This window comes from Pseudomonas sp. HB05 (assembly GCF_016756915.1).
Lineage (GTDB): Bacteria > Pseudomonadota > Gammaproteobacteria > Pseudomonadales > Pseudomonadaceae > Aquipseudomonas > Aquipseudomonas alvandae.
On sequence record NZ_JAESPG010000016.1, the window covers coordinates 91,877 to 108,831 of the forward strand.

At 61.8% G+C, this 16,955-nt stretch carries 14 protein-coding genes; 13 read left to right on the forward strand and 1 reads right to left on the reverse strand.

Annotation, left to right across the window (positions count from 1 at the left end):
* Positions 1-131 precede the first annotated feature (131 nt).
* The 8 genes from argH to JMN22_RS15405 all read left to right on the forward strand — a co-directional run bounded on the left by argH (position 132) and on the right by JMN22_RS15405 (position 8,709).
* Complete coding sequence (gene argH / locus JMN22_RS15370) at positions 132-1,559, forward strand: argininosuccinate lyase (protein ID WP_198796481.1); 1,428 nt, start codon at positions 132-134, stop codon at positions 1,557-1,559.
* Positions 1,560-1,699: 140 nt separating this feature from the next.
* Positions 1,700-2,578: an amino acid ABC transporter permease gene (locus tag JMN22_RS15375; protein WP_030138893.1), complete on the forward strand. Its 879-nt coding sequence runs from the start codon at positions 1,700-1,702 to the stop codon at positions 2,576-2,578.
* Positions 2,579-2,588: 10 nt separating this feature from the next.
* Positions 2,589-3,353 (forward strand): amino acid ABC transporter ATP-binding protein, encoded by a 765-nt coding sequence (locus JMN22_RS15380; RefSeq protein ID WP_030138894.1) that lies wholly within the window; start codon positions 2,589-2,591, stop codon positions 3,351-3,353.
* A 39-nt stretch (positions 3,354-3,392) separates the two neighbouring features.
* On the forward strand, positions 3,393-4,217 hold the full coding sequence (locus JMN22_RS15385) for an ABC transporter substrate-binding protein (RefSeq protein ID WP_030138895.1): 825 nt from the start codon (positions 3,393-3,395) through the stop codon (positions 4,215-4,217).
* 154 nt (positions 4,218-4,371) lie between these two features.
* Complete coding sequence (locus tag JMN22_RS15390; protein WP_198796480.1) at positions 4,372-5,220, forward strand: polysaccharide deacetylase family protein; 849 nt, start codon at positions 4,372-4,374, stop codon at positions 5,218-5,220.
* Positions 5,213-6,115 carry a polysaccharide deacetylase family protein gene (locus JMN22_RS15395; protein WP_030138897.1) on the forward strand — a complete coding sequence of 301 codons (903 nt, stop codon included), beginning with the start codon at positions 5,213-5,215 and terminating at the stop codon, positions 6,113-6,115. Before JMN22_RS15390 ends, JMN22_RS15395 begins: the two co-directional genes overlap by 8 nt.
* Entirely contained in the window at positions 6,112-7,461 is a 1,350-nt protein-coding gene (locus tag JMN22_RS15400) for an MmgE/PrpD family protein (protein ID WP_198796479.1), read from the forward strand. The genes JMN22_RS15395 and JMN22_RS15400 overlap by 4 nt, the downstream gene beginning before the upstream one ends.
* Before the next feature lie 69 nt (positions 7,462-7,530).
* Entirely contained in the window at positions 7,531-8,709 is a 1,179-nt protein-coding gene (locus tag JMN22_RS15405; protein ID WP_198796478.1) for an MFS transporter, read from the forward strand.
* A gap of 35 nt (positions 8,710-8,744) precedes the next feature.
* On the opposite strand, the gene JMN22_RS15410 is transcribed toward JMN22_RS15405, so the two are convergent.
* Positions 8,745-10,598, reverse strand: coding sequence for an ABC transporter ATP-binding protein (locus tag JMN22_RS15410; RefSeq protein ID WP_198796477.1), 1,854 nt, complete (start codon positions 10,596-10,598; stop codon positions 8,745-8,747).
* A gap of 336 nt (positions 10,599-10,934) precedes the next feature.
* Between JMN22_RS15410 and JMN22_RS15415 the strand changes: the two genes are divergently transcribed.
* From JMN22_RS15415 to JMN22_RS15435, 5 genes are read left to right on the forward strand one after another with little or no spacing between them, the layout of a single operon-like run.
* The gene (locus JMN22_RS15415) at positions 10,935-13,112 is read left to right on the forward strand and encodes a type VI secretion system Vgr family protein (RefSeq protein WP_030138901.1); all 2,178 of its coding nucleotides are present in this window, start codon (positions 10,935-10,937) and stop codon (positions 13,110-13,112) included.
* A gap of 16 nt (positions 13,113-13,128) precedes the next feature.
* A complete protein-coding gene (locus JMN22_RS15420; RefSeq protein ID WP_030138902.1) occupies positions 13,129-13,587 on the forward strand; it encodes a DUF6484 domain-containing protein in 459 nt (152 codons plus the stop codon).
* 15 nt (positions 13,588-13,602) lie between these two features.
* Positions 13,603-14,715 (forward strand): DUF2169 family type VI secretion system accessory protein, encoded by a 1,113-nt coding sequence (locus JMN22_RS15425; RefSeq protein ID WP_030138903.1) that lies wholly within the window; start codon positions 13,603-13,605, stop codon positions 14,713-14,715.
* Positions 14,712-15,752, forward strand: a complete 1,041-nt coding sequence (locus JMN22_RS15430; protein ID WP_198796543.1) for a hypothetical protein — start codon at positions 14,712-14,714, stop codon at positions 15,750-15,752. The genes JMN22_RS15425 and JMN22_RS15430 overlap by 4 nt, the downstream gene beginning before the upstream one ends.
* Positions 15,752-16,951 (forward strand): PAAR-like domain-containing protein, encoded by a 1,200-nt coding sequence (locus JMN22_RS15435; RefSeq protein WP_198796476.1) that lies wholly within the window; start codon positions 15,752-15,754, stop codon positions 16,949-16,951. Before JMN22_RS15430 ends, JMN22_RS15435 begins: the two co-directional genes overlap by 1 nt.
* Positions 16,952-16,955: the final 4 nt, after the last annotated feature.

Consider the following 16,955-nt stretch of genomic DNA (forward strand, 5'->3'; position numbering starts at 1 on the left):
GATCAGCTCTCGCACTGATGCAACTGCCCCCTTGAAAACTGCTCTGGCCTGACTTCGCTCGCCGATTTTTGTGGCGGCGTCATGGCCTGGAGTACCCGTTTCAGTTCGCGTTACCGACGAGGAAAACAACAATGTCCCAAACCACCGACCGTCTCTGGGGTGCCCGTTTCAAAAGCGGACCTTCCGAAGCCTTGGCGGCCCTGTCCCGTTGTCCTGAACGTTACTTCCGGCTCACCCCGTACGACCTCGCCGGGTCCAAGGCCCATGCCCGGGAATTGCAGCGCGCCGGACTGCTGAGCGAGCAGGAAACCCTGACGATGCTCGACGCGCTGGAGCGTATCGGCGCGGATTACCGCGCCGGCAGCATTGCCCCGACCCTGGATGACGAAGACGTCCATACCTTCATCGAGCGGCTGCTGACCGAGCGCCTGGGTGCCCTGGGTGGCAAGCTGCGGGCCGGTCGTTCGCGCAACGACCAGACCGCCAACGACCTGCGGCTGTTCCTGCGTGACCATGTGCGCACCCTGGCCGTAGAGGTGCTGGGGCTGCAGCAGGCGCTGGTGGACCAGGCCGAGCAGCATGTCGAGAGCATCTGCCCCGGATTTACTCACCTGCAGCAGGCACAACCGATCGTGTTTGCCCATCACTTGCTGGCCCATGCCCAATCGATGCTGCGCGACGTGCAGCGCCTGGTGGACTGGGACGCGCGCACGTCGCTGTCCCCGTTGGGTGCGGCGGCCATGGCGGGCTCGGCAATCGCTCGCTTACCTCAGCAGTCGGCAAAGGAAATGGGTTACAGCGGTGTCTGCGAGAACTCCATCGACGCCGTGGCCAGCCGAGATCACGTCGCCGAGTTCCTGTTCATCGCCAGTATGCTCGGCATCAACATCTCACGCCTCGCCGAGGAGTTCTGCCTGTGGTCGTCGCGGCAGTTTCGCTGGGTTGAACTGGACGATGCCTACGCGACCGGCAGTTCGATCATGCCGCAGAAAAAGAACCCGGACATCGCCGAACTGGCGCGGGGCAAGGCGGGCCGGCTGATCGGCAACCTGACCGGGTTGTTGTCCACGCTCAAATCGTTGCCGCTGTCCTATAACCGCGACTTGAGCGAAGACAAGCACGGCGTGCTCGACAGCGTCGACACCCTGCTGCTGGTGCTGCCGGCCATGGCCGGGATGGTTGCGACGATGAAGGTCAACGTCGAGGAACTGCGACGCCAGGCGCCGCTGGGCTTTACCCTCGCCACCGAAGTCGCCGACTGGCTGGCGGTGCGCGGCGTGCCGTTCAAGGAGGCCCATGAAATCACTGGGGCACTGGTCCAGGCGTGCGAGAAACACGGCATCGAATTGTGGGACGCCTCCGCGGCACTGCTGGCGGAAATCGACCCGCGGCTCACCCCGGAAGTCCGCGAAAGCCTGACCCTCGAGGCCGCCATCGCTGCGCGCAGCGGCTGGGGAGGCACTGCGCCGCAACAGGTGCGTGAACAGATCAGCCGCCTGAAAACCGCCCTCGCCGCCCAGCAGCGATGGACCGAGGACTATCAAGGATTTCGTCTTTGAACCAGCGCCATTAAACCTGTGGGAGCGAGCTTGCTCGCGATTACGGTTTCACTTTCAACATCAACTTGGCTGATCCGCCGCTATCGCGAGCAAGCTCGCTCCCACAGTGATGGCGGCGAAACCAAGTACGGAGAACCAACATGAGCCAGACACAGGCAGAACGACTCCAGGCGGAGCGCAAGCTGGCGGAAAACCAGTTCGACATCACCCAGTACGACCACGTGCCCCGACGCTACTACGGGCGGATTTTCTTCGCCACGGTGATCGTCATCGCACTCATCGGCCTGGTGCGTGCCTTCGCCGAGGGCAAGATCGAGTGGTCCTACATAGGTCAGTTCCTGACCTCCCAGGCGATCATGTGGGGCTTGCTCAATACCATCGTCATGGCGGTGCTGGCGATGGCGCTGGGTATCGTGTTCGGCGTGATCACCGCGATCATGCGCATGTCGGCCAACCCCATCCTGCGTTACGTGGCGTTGACCTATACCTGGCTGTTTCGCGGCACCCCACTGATCCTGCAACTGCTGTTGTGGTTCAACCTGGCGCTGATCTTCCCCACCATCGGCATCCCCGGCCTGTTCGAGATGGACACCGTGAGCCTGATGACGCCGTTCGTGGCTGCGCTGTTTGGCTTGAGCATCAACCAGGGCGCCTACACCGCCGAAGTGGTGCGCGCCGGCCTGCTCTCGGTGGACACCGGGCAATACGAAGCCGCCAAGTCCATCGGCATGCCGCGCCTGCAAGCGCTGCGCCGGATCATCCTGCCCCAGGCCATGCGCATCATCATCCCGCCGGTGGGCAACGAGTTCATCAGCATGGTCAAGATGACCTCGCTGGCGAGCGTCATCCAGTACTCGGAACTGCTCTACAACGCCCAGAACATCTACTACGCCAACGCCCGCGTGATGGAGCTGCTGATCGTCGCCGGGATCTGGTACCTGGCCACCGTCACCGTCCTGTCCTTTGGCCAAAGCCGCCTGGAGCGTCGTTTCGCCCGCGGCGCCGGCAAGCGTTCTTGAGGAGCCCCACATGAGAAGCATCGTCAAGGCCGTGGGCCTGAACAAATATTACGACCAGTTCCACGCGCTGAAGGACATCGACATCGAAGTCGAGCAAGGCGAAGTGTTGTGCATCATCGGCCCCTCCGGTTCGGGCAAGAGCACCTTGCTGCGCTGCGTCAACCAGCTGGAAAAAATTGACAAGGGCGGCTTGTGGGTCGACGGCGAACTGGTGGGTTACCGGATCGTCGGCAACAAACTGCACGAACTCAACGAAACGCAAGTGGCCCGCCAGCGCCTGTCCACCGGCATGGTGTTCCAGCGTTTCAACCTGTTCCCGCACATGACCGTGCTACAGAACATCATCGAAGGGCCGTGCCAGGTGCTCAAGCGCTCCCCGAAAGAGGCGAATGAAGAAGCCCTGGAATTACTCGCCCGCGTGGGCCTGGCCGACAAGCGCAACAGCTACCCGATCGAACTGTCGGGCGGCCAGCAGCAACGCGTTGCCATTGCCCGCGCGCTGGCCATGCGGCCCAAGCTGATGCTGTTCGATGAACCCACTTCGGCACTCGACCCGGAACTGGTCGGTGAGGTGCTGTCGGTGATGCGCGATCTTGCGCAGACCGGCATGACCATGATCGTCGTCACCCATGAACTGGGCTTCGCCCGCGAGGTTTCCAACCGCATGGTGTTCATGGACGAAGGACAGATCGTGGAGGCTGGAAGCCCCGAAGAAATACTAATAAGCCCGCAAAACCCTCGCACCCAGAGCTTCATTTCTGCCGTTCGAACCTAAGCGTCGGTTGGCGCTCACAACACTCATAAGAGAACGACCATGAAGAACTTCATCATTCCCGCAGTACTCGCAAGCGTCATGGCCTCAGGCTTCGCCTTCGCGGCCGAATTGCCGGCCAGCATCAAGGCCAAGGGCGAGATCGTCGTAGCAATCATGCCGAACTACCCGCCGATGGACTTCAAGGACCCGGCCACCAACACCCTCACCGGCTTTGACTACGACCTGGGCAATGCCCTGGCCGAACGTCTGGGCGTGAAGATCAAATGGCAGGAAACCGGCTTCGAACAGATGATCAACGCCCTGACCACCGACCGTGTGGACATGGTGCTGTCGGGCATGACCGACACCGCCGAACGTCAGGCCAGCGTGACCTTCATCGATTATTTCACCAGCGGCCCGCAGTTCTACACCTTGCAGAAAAACAAGGACACCAACGAGATCGTCGACCTGTGCGGCAAGAAAGTCGGTACCAGCCGGCGCACCAACTTCCCGGCGGAAATCGCCGCGTGGAGCAAGGCCAACTGTGAAGCCGCCGGCAAGCCTGCGATCAATGTGATCGGCACCGAAGGCTCGGCCGATGCCCGTGCGCAACTGCGCCAGAGCCGCATCGACGCGGCCATGCAAGGCAGCGAAACCCTGCCGTACCTCAAGACCCAGGAAAAGGACATGTACAAGACCGTGGGCCTGCCAATCTCCGAGCAGTACAGCGGGATGGGCGTGAGCAAGAAGAAACCTGAGCTCAGCGAGGCGGTGAAGGTTGCGCTGCAAAGCATGATCGATGACGGCAGCTACCAGGTGATTCTCAAGAAGTGGGACTTGGAGCTGGGTGCGATCAAGACGGTGACGATCAACGCCGGGAAGTGATAGCGCAGGCAACCTGAATCCAATGTGGGAGCGAGCTTGCTCGCGAAAGCGGTGTATCAGCCGGCGCAGATGTTGAATGTGCCGGCTTCATCGCGAGCAAGCTCGCTCCCACAAGGATGGGTTGTGTATTTGAAAGATTATTGGAGCACTACAGATGTCCTCCTCAACCCAACCCACCTGGCCTGACAACTACAAAGCCTGCCTCGCCCTGGCCTTCGATCTCGATGGCCCGACCGGTGATGCCATGCTCAACGGCTCGATCTGGCGCAAGCCCGAATACTTCGGCTTCGGCGGCTACGGGCCTTACCGGGCGCTGCCACGCTTGCTCGATCTGCTGGATGAGTTCCGTATCCCGACGACATTCTTCGTCCCGGCCTGGGTCGTGGAGAACTGGCCCAAACAGTGCCAGGCGATCGTCGAGCGCGGCCATGAGGTGGCATATCACGGCTACAAGCACGAATCGTTCTACGCCTTGACGCTGGAACAGCAAAAGGACGTGATGAACATTTCTCGCGAGGTGTTCTGGAAGCACTTGAATATCCGCGCCGAAGGCTTCCGTACGCCGTCCGGCGACTGGCGTGCCGAAACCCCGGCCATGCTGGTCGAGGCCGGCGTGACCTATTCCAGCAGCATGCGCGGCGATGACCGACCGTACCTGGTGAACGTCCCGGGATTCGATACGCCACTGGTGGAAATCCCTGGCCGCTGGGAGATGGACGATTACGCCTCCCTGGCCTACACCCGCGCGCCGAACTTCCCTTCCGGGCTGGATCGCACGGCCAGTTACGCGCTGACCCTGGATAACTGGTGCCGCGAATACGACGGCGCCATGGACGAAGGCTTATGCCTGACCACCCTCTTCCACCCCAAGATTACCGGCAAGCCGGGCCGCATCCTGCTGCTGGAAAAACTCTTCGAACACATGCGCACCCGCGATGACGTGTGGTTCGCCACCTGCCGTGACGTCGCCCAGTGGTGGCTCAAGGAGCATCATCATGGCTGATTCGCCAATCTGGCCGAACGGCCATCGCTGCGCCGTGGTATTGACCGTGGATTACAACGACATCCACGGCATTCTCACGCAGGCCCCGGAAGTCGCCGGACGTGACAAGACCCTGTCAGTGTGGCGCTACGGCACCCAACGCGGCGTCGAGCGGTTGCTCGACCTGTTCCAGGAACTCGGCGTCCCCAGCAGTTGGTTCGTTCCCGGTATCGTTGCCGAGGAAAACCCCGGGCACATCCAGGCGATCCTGGCCGACGGCCATGAAGTCGCCTGCGCCGGCTATCGCCATCAGGACTACGACACACTGGACCTGGCGGCGCAAAGCGACGACATCGCCAAGGGCTGCGAAACCCTGGCCAGGCTGACCGGCCAACGCCCGGTCGGCTTTCGAATCCCGGCGGGCAATGGCGCGCCGGGGTTCATCGAGGCCTTGAAAGACCAGGGCATTCGCTGGTCCTCGTCGTGGCGCGGCGATGACTTGCCATTCGCCCACCCGACTGCACCTGGCGTGATCGAGGTGCCGCTGCATTATGAGCTCGAAGACGAGCCCTACTTCGCCTTCAACCTGAGCCCGGCGGTGCCACCCGCACAATCGCGGATCGCCTCCTACAGCCACACCTTGGGCAACCTGCAGATGGACTTCGCCGGGTTCCACCGGTTTGGCCTTTGCTACGTGCTCCGCCTGCACCCGGAAATCATCGCCACGCCAGGACGGATAGGCGTGCTGCGTGAATTGATCAAGGGCATCCAACAACACGATGACGTGTGGATCGCCACGGGCGCCGAGGTCGCGCAGTGGTGGGCAGCAACCGCAGCGCCGGTGGCCGAGGACCATCCGGCGTCGGTCTATGAGCGGCATTATCGGGGCGATGTTTCAGGGGGCTATCTTTCATGAGCGAACGCTTGCTACGCCTGGCGCAATTCTGCGTGGACCTGCGATCCGAAGACTTACCACCTGCGTTGGTGACACAAGCCAAGCGGCACATCCTTGATACCTTCGGCGCTGCGCTGGCCGGCGCCGACAGCGGTGTCGCCGAACAGGCCCGCAAGGTCTTCGTCGGTGAAGCAGGAAAAGTCCCGGTCTGGGGCACTGGCGTGAAGGTTTGCGCGTCCCAGGCGGCGATGCTCAACGGCGTCGCCGCCCATGCCCTGGAGCTGGACGACACTGGTGGTTGCGATCACTCCGGTGCGGTCGTCCTGCCAGCAGTGATGGCAGCAATGACACTGCTTTCCCAGCCTGTAAGTGGGCGCGAATTCATCAATGCCGTAGTGATCGGCTACGAAGTGGGCCGTCGGGTGCTCGAAGCCTGCGGCGGTTATTCCGCCCACAACGGCGCCGGTTGGCATTCCACCGCAACCTGCGGCGTATTCGGGGCAGCCGCCGCCTGCGCACGCATCCTCGGCCTGGATGTGCGCCAGACCTCTGCGGCCCTGGGCATTGCCGGCAGTTTCAGCGGCGGCTTGTGGGCGTTCATCCATGACGGCTCGCAAAGCAAGAAACTGCACAGCGGACGTGCCGCGGAAGGAGGCCTGCTGGCGGCGCGATTTGCCCGGCAAGGCATCACCGGCCCGACGCAATTGTTCGACGACGTCTGGGGTGGTTTCCTGAAAACCCTGGCTCCGGCAACGTCATCGCCTGAAGCGCTGGATGCAGGTCTCGGTGTGGTCTGGAAGCTCGCCCGCTGCTCGATCAAACCCTACGCGTCGTGCCGAGGCACGCATTCGGCCATCGACGCCCTGGGCCTGCTGCTGGGTCAATTGAACGTACGACTCGACCAGATTGAAGACATACACGTTTCGCTGAGCGGATTTCTTCACGACATGTGTGGCGGCCGAGATGTCACTACCCTTGCCGGCGCGCAAATGAGCCTGCCCTATGCCTTGGCCGCGCGACTGGTGCAAGGGCATTGCCGATTGCAGGCCTACAACGACCTGCAACGCAACCATCCACGCATGGGCCAATGGATGTCGCGCATCCACCTTGAAGTTGACCCGCTACTGTCCGAGGATGGCGAGCCGGTGGTCACGCTGCGGACCGTGGACGGTCGGCAGGCGAGCCTGTGCGTAGACGTGCCATTGGGTGCGCCAGGCAATCCACTGGATGATGTGGCCCTGGAGGAGAAGTTTCTCGACCTGGCGACGCGGGTGATGCCACTGGAGCAGGCGGCTGGACTGATGGAAGAACTGCGCTGCATTGAACAGCTGGAATCCGTTCGCACACTGGAACGGTGGCTGGCTTGATTACTCTGGCTCCGGTTCGCGGATCATCGCGGTGCACGCCAACATCTGAATAAGGACATTTGCATCACCGTGGCCACTTACTCGCTCGTTATTCGACGCTTGATGATCGTGTCACTGACCATCGTCGTCAGCCGCGCCATTACCAGCCCTTTGCTCACGCTGTTCTTGAGCAACAAGTTGGGCCTGGACCAACAGGACGTCGGCTTGCTGCTCGGCATCGCGGTGTTCACCGCCACCCTGTTGGCCCTCTACGGCGGCTACATCATCGACCGCCTGGAAAAGCGCCGGTTGCTGATCCTGGCGATGCTCTCCAGCGCCATCGGCTTCGTCCTGCTGACTTTTGCCGAAAACCTCTACCTGACTACCCTGACCGTCGTCATCACCGAGACGGCGTCCGCATTGTTCCTGATCGGCTCCAAAGCGATCCTCAGCGAAAACCTGCCCATCGGCCAGCGCGCCAAGGCGTTTTCCCTGCGCTACACCCTGACCAACATCGGCTACGCCACCGGCCCCATGCTCGGCGTGGTAATTGCCGGCGTCTATCCGATCGCGCCCTTCCTTATCGCCGGCGGTATCGCGTTTGCGAGCATCTTCCTGATGACCGGCATCCCCAGCGACGCAGCGTCAAAACCGGCCCTGGCGCCACCGCCCAGTTTCCTCAAGACATTGAAGACCCTGAAAAACGACCGCACCCTGATCATGTTCACCGGCGGTTGCCTGCTCAGCACCGTGGTACACGGTCGCTTCACGCTCTATCTGTCGCAGTACCTGCTGGTGACCCACGATTCCAAACGCGCGCTGCAAATCATGGCCGCCCTGCTCGCCTGCAACGCCATTACGGTCATCCTGCTGCAATACCAGATCGGTCGGTTCCTCGACCGCGAGAAGCTGCGCTATTGGATCGCCGCGGGCACCGGCCTGTTCATTCTGGGCCTGGTCGGCTTCAGCCTGGCGGACGACATGCTGACCTGGTGCGTGGCCATGTTCATCTTCACCCTCGGTGAGATGATCATCTACCCAGCCGAGTTCCTGTTCGTCGACACCCTGGCCCCGGAAGAACTGCGCGGCAGCTACTACGGCGCGCAAAACCTCGCAGCCCTCGGTGGCGCGCTGAGTCCGGTGATCTGCGGCTACCTGCTGCTGCACACCCCGGCCCCGACCATGTTCTATGCCTTGAGCGCATTGACCGCCATGGGTGGGCTGCTGTGTTACCTGAGCGGTCGTCGGGTGGCGGTTGTGCAGAAGTGATGTGCTGGCCAGGTAAACGGGGCTAGCGCCCTCGCCTACTCCACCGCCTCAACCACACCCTGATCCTCACCCAGGAATCCGCCACTCTGGTGATGCCAAAGCCGCGCATAAGTCCCATTCTTGCCGAGCAATTCGGCGTGGGTGCCTTGCTCGATGATGCGCCCCTCATCCATGACGATGAGCCTGTCCATGGCCGCGATCGTCGACAAGCGATGCGCAATGGCGATCACGGTCTTGCCCTTCATCATTTCATCGAGGCTTTCCTGGATTGCCACTTCGACTTCTGAGTCCAGTGCGCTGGTGGCCTCGTCCAGCAGCAGGATCGGGGCATTCTTGAGCATCACCCGGGCGATGGCGATGCGTTGGCGCTGGCCCCCGGAAAGCTTGATGCCACGTTCACCGACGAGGGTGTCGTAGCCGGAGTGGCCTTGCTTGTCGCTCAGTTGGTTGATGAATCCATCGGCCTGGGCACTGGCTGCGGCACTGCGGATTTGTTCGTCCGTCGCGTCAGGTCGGCCATAGGCGATGTTGTCACGGATGGACCGGTGCAGCAGCGATGTGTCCTGGGTGACCATGCCGATGGCGCTGCGCAGGCTGTCCTGGGTGACATGGGCGATGTTCTGCCCGTCGATCCGGATCTCGCCGCTGTCCACGTCGTAGAAGCGCAGCAACAAGTTGATCAGTGTTGATTTTCCGGCACCGGAGCGGCCCACCAGGCCGATTTTTTCGCCCGGGCGAATGCTCAGGCTCAGTCCGTCGAGGACCTGGCGTTCGCCGTTGTAGTTGAAGCTCACGTTGTCGAAGGTCACCGCGCCACCGGTGGTGACCAGCACGCCGGCGTCCGGCGAATCTTGCACCTTGGGGCCGCGAGTCAAGGTCGCCATGCCATCCTGCACGGTGCCGATGTTCTCGAACAGCGAGGTCATTTGCCACATGATCCAGTGCGACATGCCATTGATGCGCAACGCCATGGCCGTAATCGCCGCGACGGCGCCAGTGCCCACTTCGCCTTGATGCCACAGCCACAGGGCATAGCCGCCCGAGCCCATGATCAACGCGACCACCAATGCCTGATTGACGATCTCGAACTGGCTGACCAGACGCATCTGGCGAAAACCGGTCTGCTTGAAATCCTCCATGGCGGCGCGGGCGAAATGGGCTTCGCGCTTGGAATGGGAGAATAGCTTCACCGTGGTGATGTTGGTGTAGGCGTCGGAGATACGCCCGGTCATCGACGACCGCGCATTGGCCTGTTCCTGCCCGACTTTCTCCAGGCGCGGCACGAAGTAGCGCATGGCAACACCGAACAAGACCACCCAGGCAATGAAAGGCAGCATCAACTTCAAATCAAAGCCGCCAGCCAACGCGATGATTGCGATGAAGTAAACGCCGATCCCGGGAATGATCTCGATGAGGGTGAACAGCACCTCGCGCACCGACAGCGCCGTCTGCATCACTTTGGTGGTGACCCGGCCGGAGAACTCGTCGGAGAAGAACGAAAGGCTTTGTCGCAGCATCAGCCGATGAAAATCCCAGCGCAGCCGCAACGGCAGGTTGATCGCCAAGACCTGGTGCTGGACCATCGTGCGCAACGCGACCAGGCCAATGCTGGTGACCAGCATGATGCCGATCCCCCACAACACCCGGCTTTCCTGCCCGGCCGCATCGCCACCTGACTGCCAGGTGGAAAGCAGGTCCACCACTTGCCCGAGGAAAGAAAACAGCCAGGCTTCGTAGATCGACACGCCGGCGCTGAGCAGCGCGAACGCCAGGATGTAACCGCGAGCGCCCCGGGTGCAGGCCCACAGGAACCGGGCCAGACCGTCGGGTGGCGGTGGGACTTCGTCGGGCGGGAAAGGGTCGAGCCGTTGTTCGAATGCGTGAAGCATGGTGATCTCCAAAACGATCTGACAGGGAGATTCTGGCATTTAACGATGGATTTGAGGACTTTCGAGGGGCCATCAGCTTATGTGCCTAGGTCATCCGTCCTATAGGCAGTTTCCAGGAATGACTGCTATAACCAATTCCACATGCCATCTGCACGTAAAAGGAGTTTTGCGTGCGCGCCTTGAATGATTCGAGACTGATAGGGAGATCACCTCTGTGGTGGATGTTCTTCGATTTGATCAAAACGCCACGTTCCTGCACGCCGCCCACCTGACTACCGAGCCGTTGCGACCGGGCACCGGGCCCTTTGCGGTGCTCCGCGCAGCTTGGAAGCCGTGATGGCAATCACCCAGAACAATCGCCTGGTCCAGGTCGACAGTCCCCTCGGCGCGGACACCCTGTTGTTGCAAGGCATGGATGGCAGTGAAGAGCTGGGGCGGTTGTTCCACTACGAATTGGACCTCACCTCGGAAAACCGCGCGATCCAGTTCGACCAGTTGCTCGGCAAGCCGATGGGCCTGACCCTCGAGCTATACGACGGCGGCAAACGCTACTTCCACGGCATCGTCAGCAATTGTCGGCAGTTGACGGGGCACGGCCAATTCGCCGGTTACCGCGTCAGCCTGCGTCCTTGGTTCTGGCTGCTCACGCGCACCTCCGATTGCCGGATTTTCCAGAACAAGACCGTGCCGGACATCATCAAGCAAGTGTTCCGTGACCTCGGTTTCTCGGACTTCGAAGACAGCCTGAGCGGTAGCTACCGCGAGTGGGAATACTGCGTGCAGTACCGCGAGACCAGCTTCGACTTCGTCAGCCGGCTGATGGAGCAGGAAGGCATTTATTACTACTTTCGCCATGAGAAGGCCCGTCATGTGCTGGTCCTGGCCGACGCCTACGGCGCGCACTCCACGGCGGCGGACTATGCCTCGGTGCCCTTCTACCCGCCCGATCGGCAGATGCGCGAGCGCGACCATTTCTATGATTGGCAAATGGCCCGGGAGGTGCAGCCTGGTTCGCTGGCGCTGAACGACTACGACTTTTTGCGTCCCCGCGCCAGCCTCGAGGTGCGTTCCAGTGTGCCGCGCAATCACAGCAACGGCGAATACCCGCTCTATGACTATCCCGGTGAATACGTCCAAAGCAACGACGGCGACCACTACGCGCGTACCCGTATCGAAGCCATTCACAGCCAGTTCGAGCGCGTGCAGTTGCGCGGTCGCGCCCGCGGGCTGGGCTGCGGCCATTTGTTCACCCTGACCGGCTACGACCGCGCGGACCAGAACCGCGAATACCTGGTGGTCATCGCCCGCTACCAGATCCGCCAGGAGGCCTATGAAAGCGGCCAACCGGACCTGGCCGAACAGTTCGTCAGCGAACTGGACTGCATGGATGCCAGCCAGGTCTTCCGTCCCCTGCCCCTCACACCCATGCCCATCGTTCGCGGCCCCCAGACTGCCGTGGTGGTCGGCCCCGGTGGGGAGGAAATCTGGACCGACCAATACGGCCGGGTCAAAGTGCATTTCCATTGGGACCGCCATGACCAGTCCAACGAAAACAGCTCCTGCTGGATTCGCGTATCCCAGGCCTGGGCCGGCAAGAATTGGGGTTCGGTGCAGATTCCGAGGATCGGCCAGGAAGTCATCGTCAGCTTCCTCGAAGGGGATCCGGACCGGCCGATCATCACCGGCCGCGTCTATAACGCCGAGCAGACGGTGCCCTACAAGTTGCCGGCCAATGCCACCCAGAGCGGGGTGAAAAGCCGCTCAAGCAAGGACGGCACCCAGGCCAACTTCAATGAAATCCGCATGGAAGACAAGAAAGGTGCGGAGCAACTGTTCATCCATGCCGAGAAGAACCAGGACATCGAGGTCGAGAACGACGAGACCCACTGGGTCGGGCATGACCGCAGCAAAACCATCGACAATGACGAGACCGTACGCGTCAAACACGACCGCACGGAAAGGGTCGACAACAACGAAACGATTTCCATCGGCGTCGACCGTACCGAGGACGTCGGCAATGACGAGAAGATCACCATAGGCGCCAATCGCACCGAGCGCGTTGGCAACAACGAGACCATCACCATCGGTGCGGACCGCACGGAAAAGGTCGGCGCCAACGAGAAAATCAGCATCGCCAGCAATCGCACGGAAGACGTCGGTGGCAACGAGACCATCGGCATCTCTGGCAACCGCAACGAGACGGTCCAGGGCAACGAAGGAATCGAGATCAATGGCAACCAGGGCACGCGGATCGGCCAGAACGAATCCCGGGACGTCGCGCAAAACCGCAGCACCGGCATCAAGCAGAACGATAGCCTGGACGTGGGCAAGCATTTCTCCCTCAACGCCGGCGACTCGATCAGCCTGACCACGGGCGCGGCCAGCATCACCCTGAAAAAAGACGGCAGCATTGTGATCAGCGGCAAGAACATCACCATCGACGGCTCCGGTGCCATCAACATCAAGGCCAACAAGAACGTGGTCGTCAAAGGCCAGAAGATCCTGCAGAACTAGCCACGGAGTGGGCGTCATGAGCGTTGAATATCATTTTCCGCAATCCTCCACTGCCCCTTCGGTGCGCGTCGACGGCGTGGTGATTGGCGTGCTGCTGGATGTGCCCACGGCACAGGCCCCGGTGGTTGCTTTCCCCGGCTGCCCCGCCGATGCGGGCCTCGTCGCGCGCACTACCACGCCGCTGACGCGGGAGGACATTGGTGTCCAGGTCGCCTTGATGTTCGAGGCCGGCGACCTTGCCCGGCCGCTGGTGATCGGTCGCATCCAGCGCTTGCCGGATACTGCGGTGCCCGCCGTGGCCCACCTGGACGGCGAGCGCCTGGAGTTCTGCGCGGAGCGGGAAATCGTCCTGCGCTGTGGCAAGGCCAGCATCACCCTGACCCGTGCGGGCAAGGTGATCATCCGCGGCACCTACCTCTCCAGTCGCTCCAGCGGGGTCAACCGCATCAAGGGCGGTTCGGTGCAGATCAACTAGACAGGTAGTCGCGCGATGGAACTGCTCAACGCCAGCCAACTGCAAGTCGCCTATACCCTGGGCATGGCACCTGACGGCCGCGAATCCTTGGTCGTCGTGGCCAAGGGCACGTTCGATCTGCCGCTGGATGGCCGCGCCGCGAACCTCGCAGACATTCAGCAACCCTTGCTGATGGCTGACACCTTTCTCGGCGAGCCGGGCCTCAGCGCCCCACGCCAGGAAATGGACTTCGCCCCGTTCAAGCCATTCTGCGATGTGCTGGTGTGTGGCAAAGCCTATGCGCCGGGTGGACGGCCTGTGACCCAGTTGACGGCGGGCCTTCGTGTCGGCCGGGTCAGCAAAGCCTTTTCGGTGCTGGGCCCACGGCAATGGCAGCCGGGATTGATGGGCCTGTCGCCCGGTGAACCCCTGGCTTTTACGGAGCAGGACATCACCTACGACCAAGCCTTCGGTGGCTCCCGCACCCTCGCGAACATGCCGGAAATGCGTGATTGCCATCCGCAGAACCCGAGCGGTTGCGGTTGGTACCCAGGCGGCACCGATGACATCGACATAGTCGGCAGGCCAATGCCCAACACCGAGGAGCTGGGCAAGCCCATCGACTCGCCGTCCGGCGACTTCCACCCGATGGCCCTCGGTCCCATTGGCCGCAGTTGGCCACAACGCGCCCGTTTTGCAGGCACCTATGACGATGCATGGTTGGCTGACAGCTTTCCGTTCTTGCCAACGGATTTCGATAACCGTTACTTCCAGGCCGCGCCTATCGATCAGCAAACCGATTACTTGCGCGGCGGCGAAGAGGTGCTGTTGCTGAACCTGACCCCGCAGGAACGAACAAGTTTTCGCATTCCCCAGATGGACGTGCCGGTGACCTTTTTCCGCAAGGAAGGCCTTCATGAAACGGTGCCGGCGCTGATCGACACCCTGCTGATCGACACCGATGCCCGCCAAGTGCAGTTGACCTGGCGCATCGCCCGTCCGCTGCGGCGCAACATCTTTGAGATTGCCCAAGTGCTCGTCGGCACCATGCCCAAGGCCTGGTGGCGTGCTCGTGGACTCGGCAAGGATTACTACCCGTCGCTCGATGCCCTGGTCAAAGCCAAACGGGCTGCCGAGGACGCGCACTGATGGCCGCCCTGTGCATCATCGGCTCGGGGATGGTCAGTGCCGTCGGCCTAAGCGCTCCGGCGAGCTGCGCGGCAATTCGCTGTGCCATCGACCACTTCCAGGAAACCCGTTTCATCGACCGCGCCGGCGAGTGGATCATCGGCGCCAGCGTGCCGTTGGAACAGCCCTGGCGCGGCCGCACGAAGCTGATCAAGATGGCCGCGCTCGCCATCGCCGAGGCGTTACAAAGCCTTCCTGGGATTTCGCCGGAAAAGATTCCGCTGTTGCTGGGCGTGGCTGAAGCCGAGCGTCCCGGGCGCCTGGACGGCCTCGACATGGCGCTCTTGCATGACATCGAGGCTGAGCTGGGCCTGCGTTTTCATCCCGACTCCATCATTATTCCGAGGGGCCGGGTCAGTGCGGCCGTGGCCCTGCTCAATGCGCGGACGTTGATCTACCAGGACGGTCATCGCCACGTGCTGGTCGCTGGCGTCGATTCGCTGCTTTGCGGCCCTACCCTGGCCGCCTTCGAGCAACGCGAACGCTTGCTCACCAGCGAAAACTCCAACGGTTTCATCCCCGGCGAAGGCGCCGCAGCGGTGGTGCTGGCCGCCCCCATCGCCGCAGAAGGGCCGCAACTGACCTGCATCGGCCTGGGTTTCGGTGTGGAACCGGCCACGGTGGAATCCGAAGACCTGCCATTGCGTGCCGAAGGCCTGACCCAAGCCGTGCGCGTGGCATTGGGAGAAGCCGGCTGCGGGCTCGAACAGATGGATTACCGCCTGACGGACATTTCCGGCGAACAGTATTACTTCAAGGAGGCGTCGCTGGCCCTGAGCCGCAGCCTGCGGGTGCGCAAGGAATTCTTCCATCTCTGGCACCCGGCCGACTGCATCGGCGAGGTGGGCGCTGCCATCGGCCCGGCGATGCTTGCCGTGGCGCTGGCCGCCAGTCGCAAGGGTTATGGCGAAGGGCCGAACATCTTCTGCCACCTTGGCAACGACGCCGGCGAACGCGCCGCCGCGCTGCTCAGCTACCGGATCGTGAGGGCTGCCTGATGGCCAACGAAGTGTTTGCCAACAACATGGAGGTTTCCTGCAAGGCGGCGGACGGCAAGTCGATCGCTTGTTTCCCAGACGTCTGCTTCACCCCGCCCCAGGCGCCGCCCACCCCGTTGGGCGTGCCCATTCCCTACCCCAACACGGGCATGGCCAAGGACACGACCAAAGGCACCCGAACGGTGAAGATCACTGGCAAGGAAGTGATGCTCAAGGACAAGAGCTACTTCAAGACCAGCTATGGCGACGAGGCTGGGAACGCGCCTAAAAAAGGCATTGTCACCAGCCGGAACAAGGGCAAGGTGTATTTCACCTCTTGGTCGATGGATGTGAAGTACGAGGGCAAGAACGTCGTCCGACACATGGACCTGACCACCCATAACCACGCATCCCAACCCGGCAATACGGTGCCTTGGCCTTATTCGGACAGAATGGAAATCGCCGAGGGCCTGGCGCAATGCGAGGGGGAAAGGAAACGGCTGAAAAAGGCATGCGACACCGATAAGAAGGTGGTCTGCCCGGATACCAAAACGCTGAAAGACGCACTCAAGACGCGTAATACCGCCAAGAAGAAAGCGGGCGATGGATTTTCGGACGATCCTGCGTACATGGCCGCCCATACCGGCGTTCTGAAGGAGTACTCCTCGTTGGCCAAGACCATCAACGCCGATCGTTGCCAAAAGGCCCTGCGCTGTTTTCTCGCCCCGTACAAGCCCAACAGATGTTGCCCGGGACAAACCGGAGATCACCTGATCGATTCGGCGTCCTTTACCGACGGCCCGGCCTTCGCGGGCCAGCCCAGGAACCAGCATCCGACAAAAGCAGGCTGGAGCAAATACGAAACCGACAAGGCGCCGGTCATGTGCGTGGAGGGCCCGAACCAGACCACTGCCACCCATGGCCAGATGCATACCCGGCGTGGAGTGGTTGCCCTGAGATCGGCCGACGCGAAAGGCGAATGGCCAAGGGCCAAGGCCACGAAGACAGGGGCCTTGGCTGCCAGGAAAACCTTTCCGGACTCCAAGTGCTCCCAGAAATGCCTGGAAGCCCAGTTGAACAACTACCACGACCAGGCGAAGAGCCCGGGCAAGGAGAAACCGATCAATGCACGGGCCTCCATGACCAGTAACCAACACGAACGAGACAAAGCCATCAGCGAGATGTGCCCAAGCGATAACAATAGCGATAGCGGTCGCTAATCCT

Bases quoted from the DNA above. Each gene is read 5' to 3' on its own strand.
- argH (WP_198796481.1), top strand. From the start codon at position 132: ATGTCCCAAACCACCGACCGTCTCTGGGGTGCCCGTTTCAAAAGCGGA.
- JMN22_RS15375 (WP_030138893.1), top strand. From the start codon at position 1,700: ATGAGCCAGACACAGGCAGAACGACTCCAGGCGGAGCGCAAGCTGGCG.
- JMN22_RS15380 (WP_030138894.1), top strand. From the start codon at position 2,589: ATGAGAAGCATCGTCAAGGCCGTGGGCCTGAACAAATATTACGACCAG.
- JMN22_RS15385 (WP_030138895.1), top strand. From the start codon at position 3,393: ATGAAGAACTTCATCATTCCCGCAGTACTCGCAAGCGTCATGGCCTCA.
- JMN22_RS15390 (WP_198796480.1), top strand. From the start codon at position 4,372: ATGTCCTCCTCAACCCAACCCACCTGGCCTGACAACTACAAAGCCTGC.
- JMN22_RS15395 (WP_030138897.1), top strand. From the start codon at position 5,213: ATGGCTGATTCGCCAATCTGGCCGAACGGCCATCGCTGCGCCGTGGTA.
- JMN22_RS15400 (WP_198796479.1), top strand. From the start codon at position 6,112: ATGAGCGAACGCTTGCTACGCCTGGCGCAATTCTGCGTGGACCTGCGA.
- JMN22_RS15410 (WP_198796477.1), bottom strand. From the start codon at position 10,598: ATGCTTCACGCATTCGAACAACGGCTCGACCCTTTCCCGCCCGACGAA.
- JMN22_RS15415 (WP_030138901.1), top strand. From the start codon at position 10,935: ATGGCAATCACCCAGAACAATCGCCTGGTCCAGGTCGACAGTCCCCTC.
- JMN22_RS15420 (WP_030138902.1), top strand. From the start codon at position 13,129: ATGAGCGTTGAATATCATTTTCCGCAATCCTCCACTGCCCCTTCGGTG.
- JMN22_RS15425 (WP_030138903.1), top strand. From the start codon at position 13,603: ATGGAACTGCTCAACGCCAGCCAACTGCAAGTCGCCTATACCCTGGGC.
- JMN22_RS15435 (WP_198796476.1), top strand. From the start codon at position 15,752: ATGGCCAACGAAGTGTTTGCCAACAACATGGAGGTTTCCTGCAAGGCG.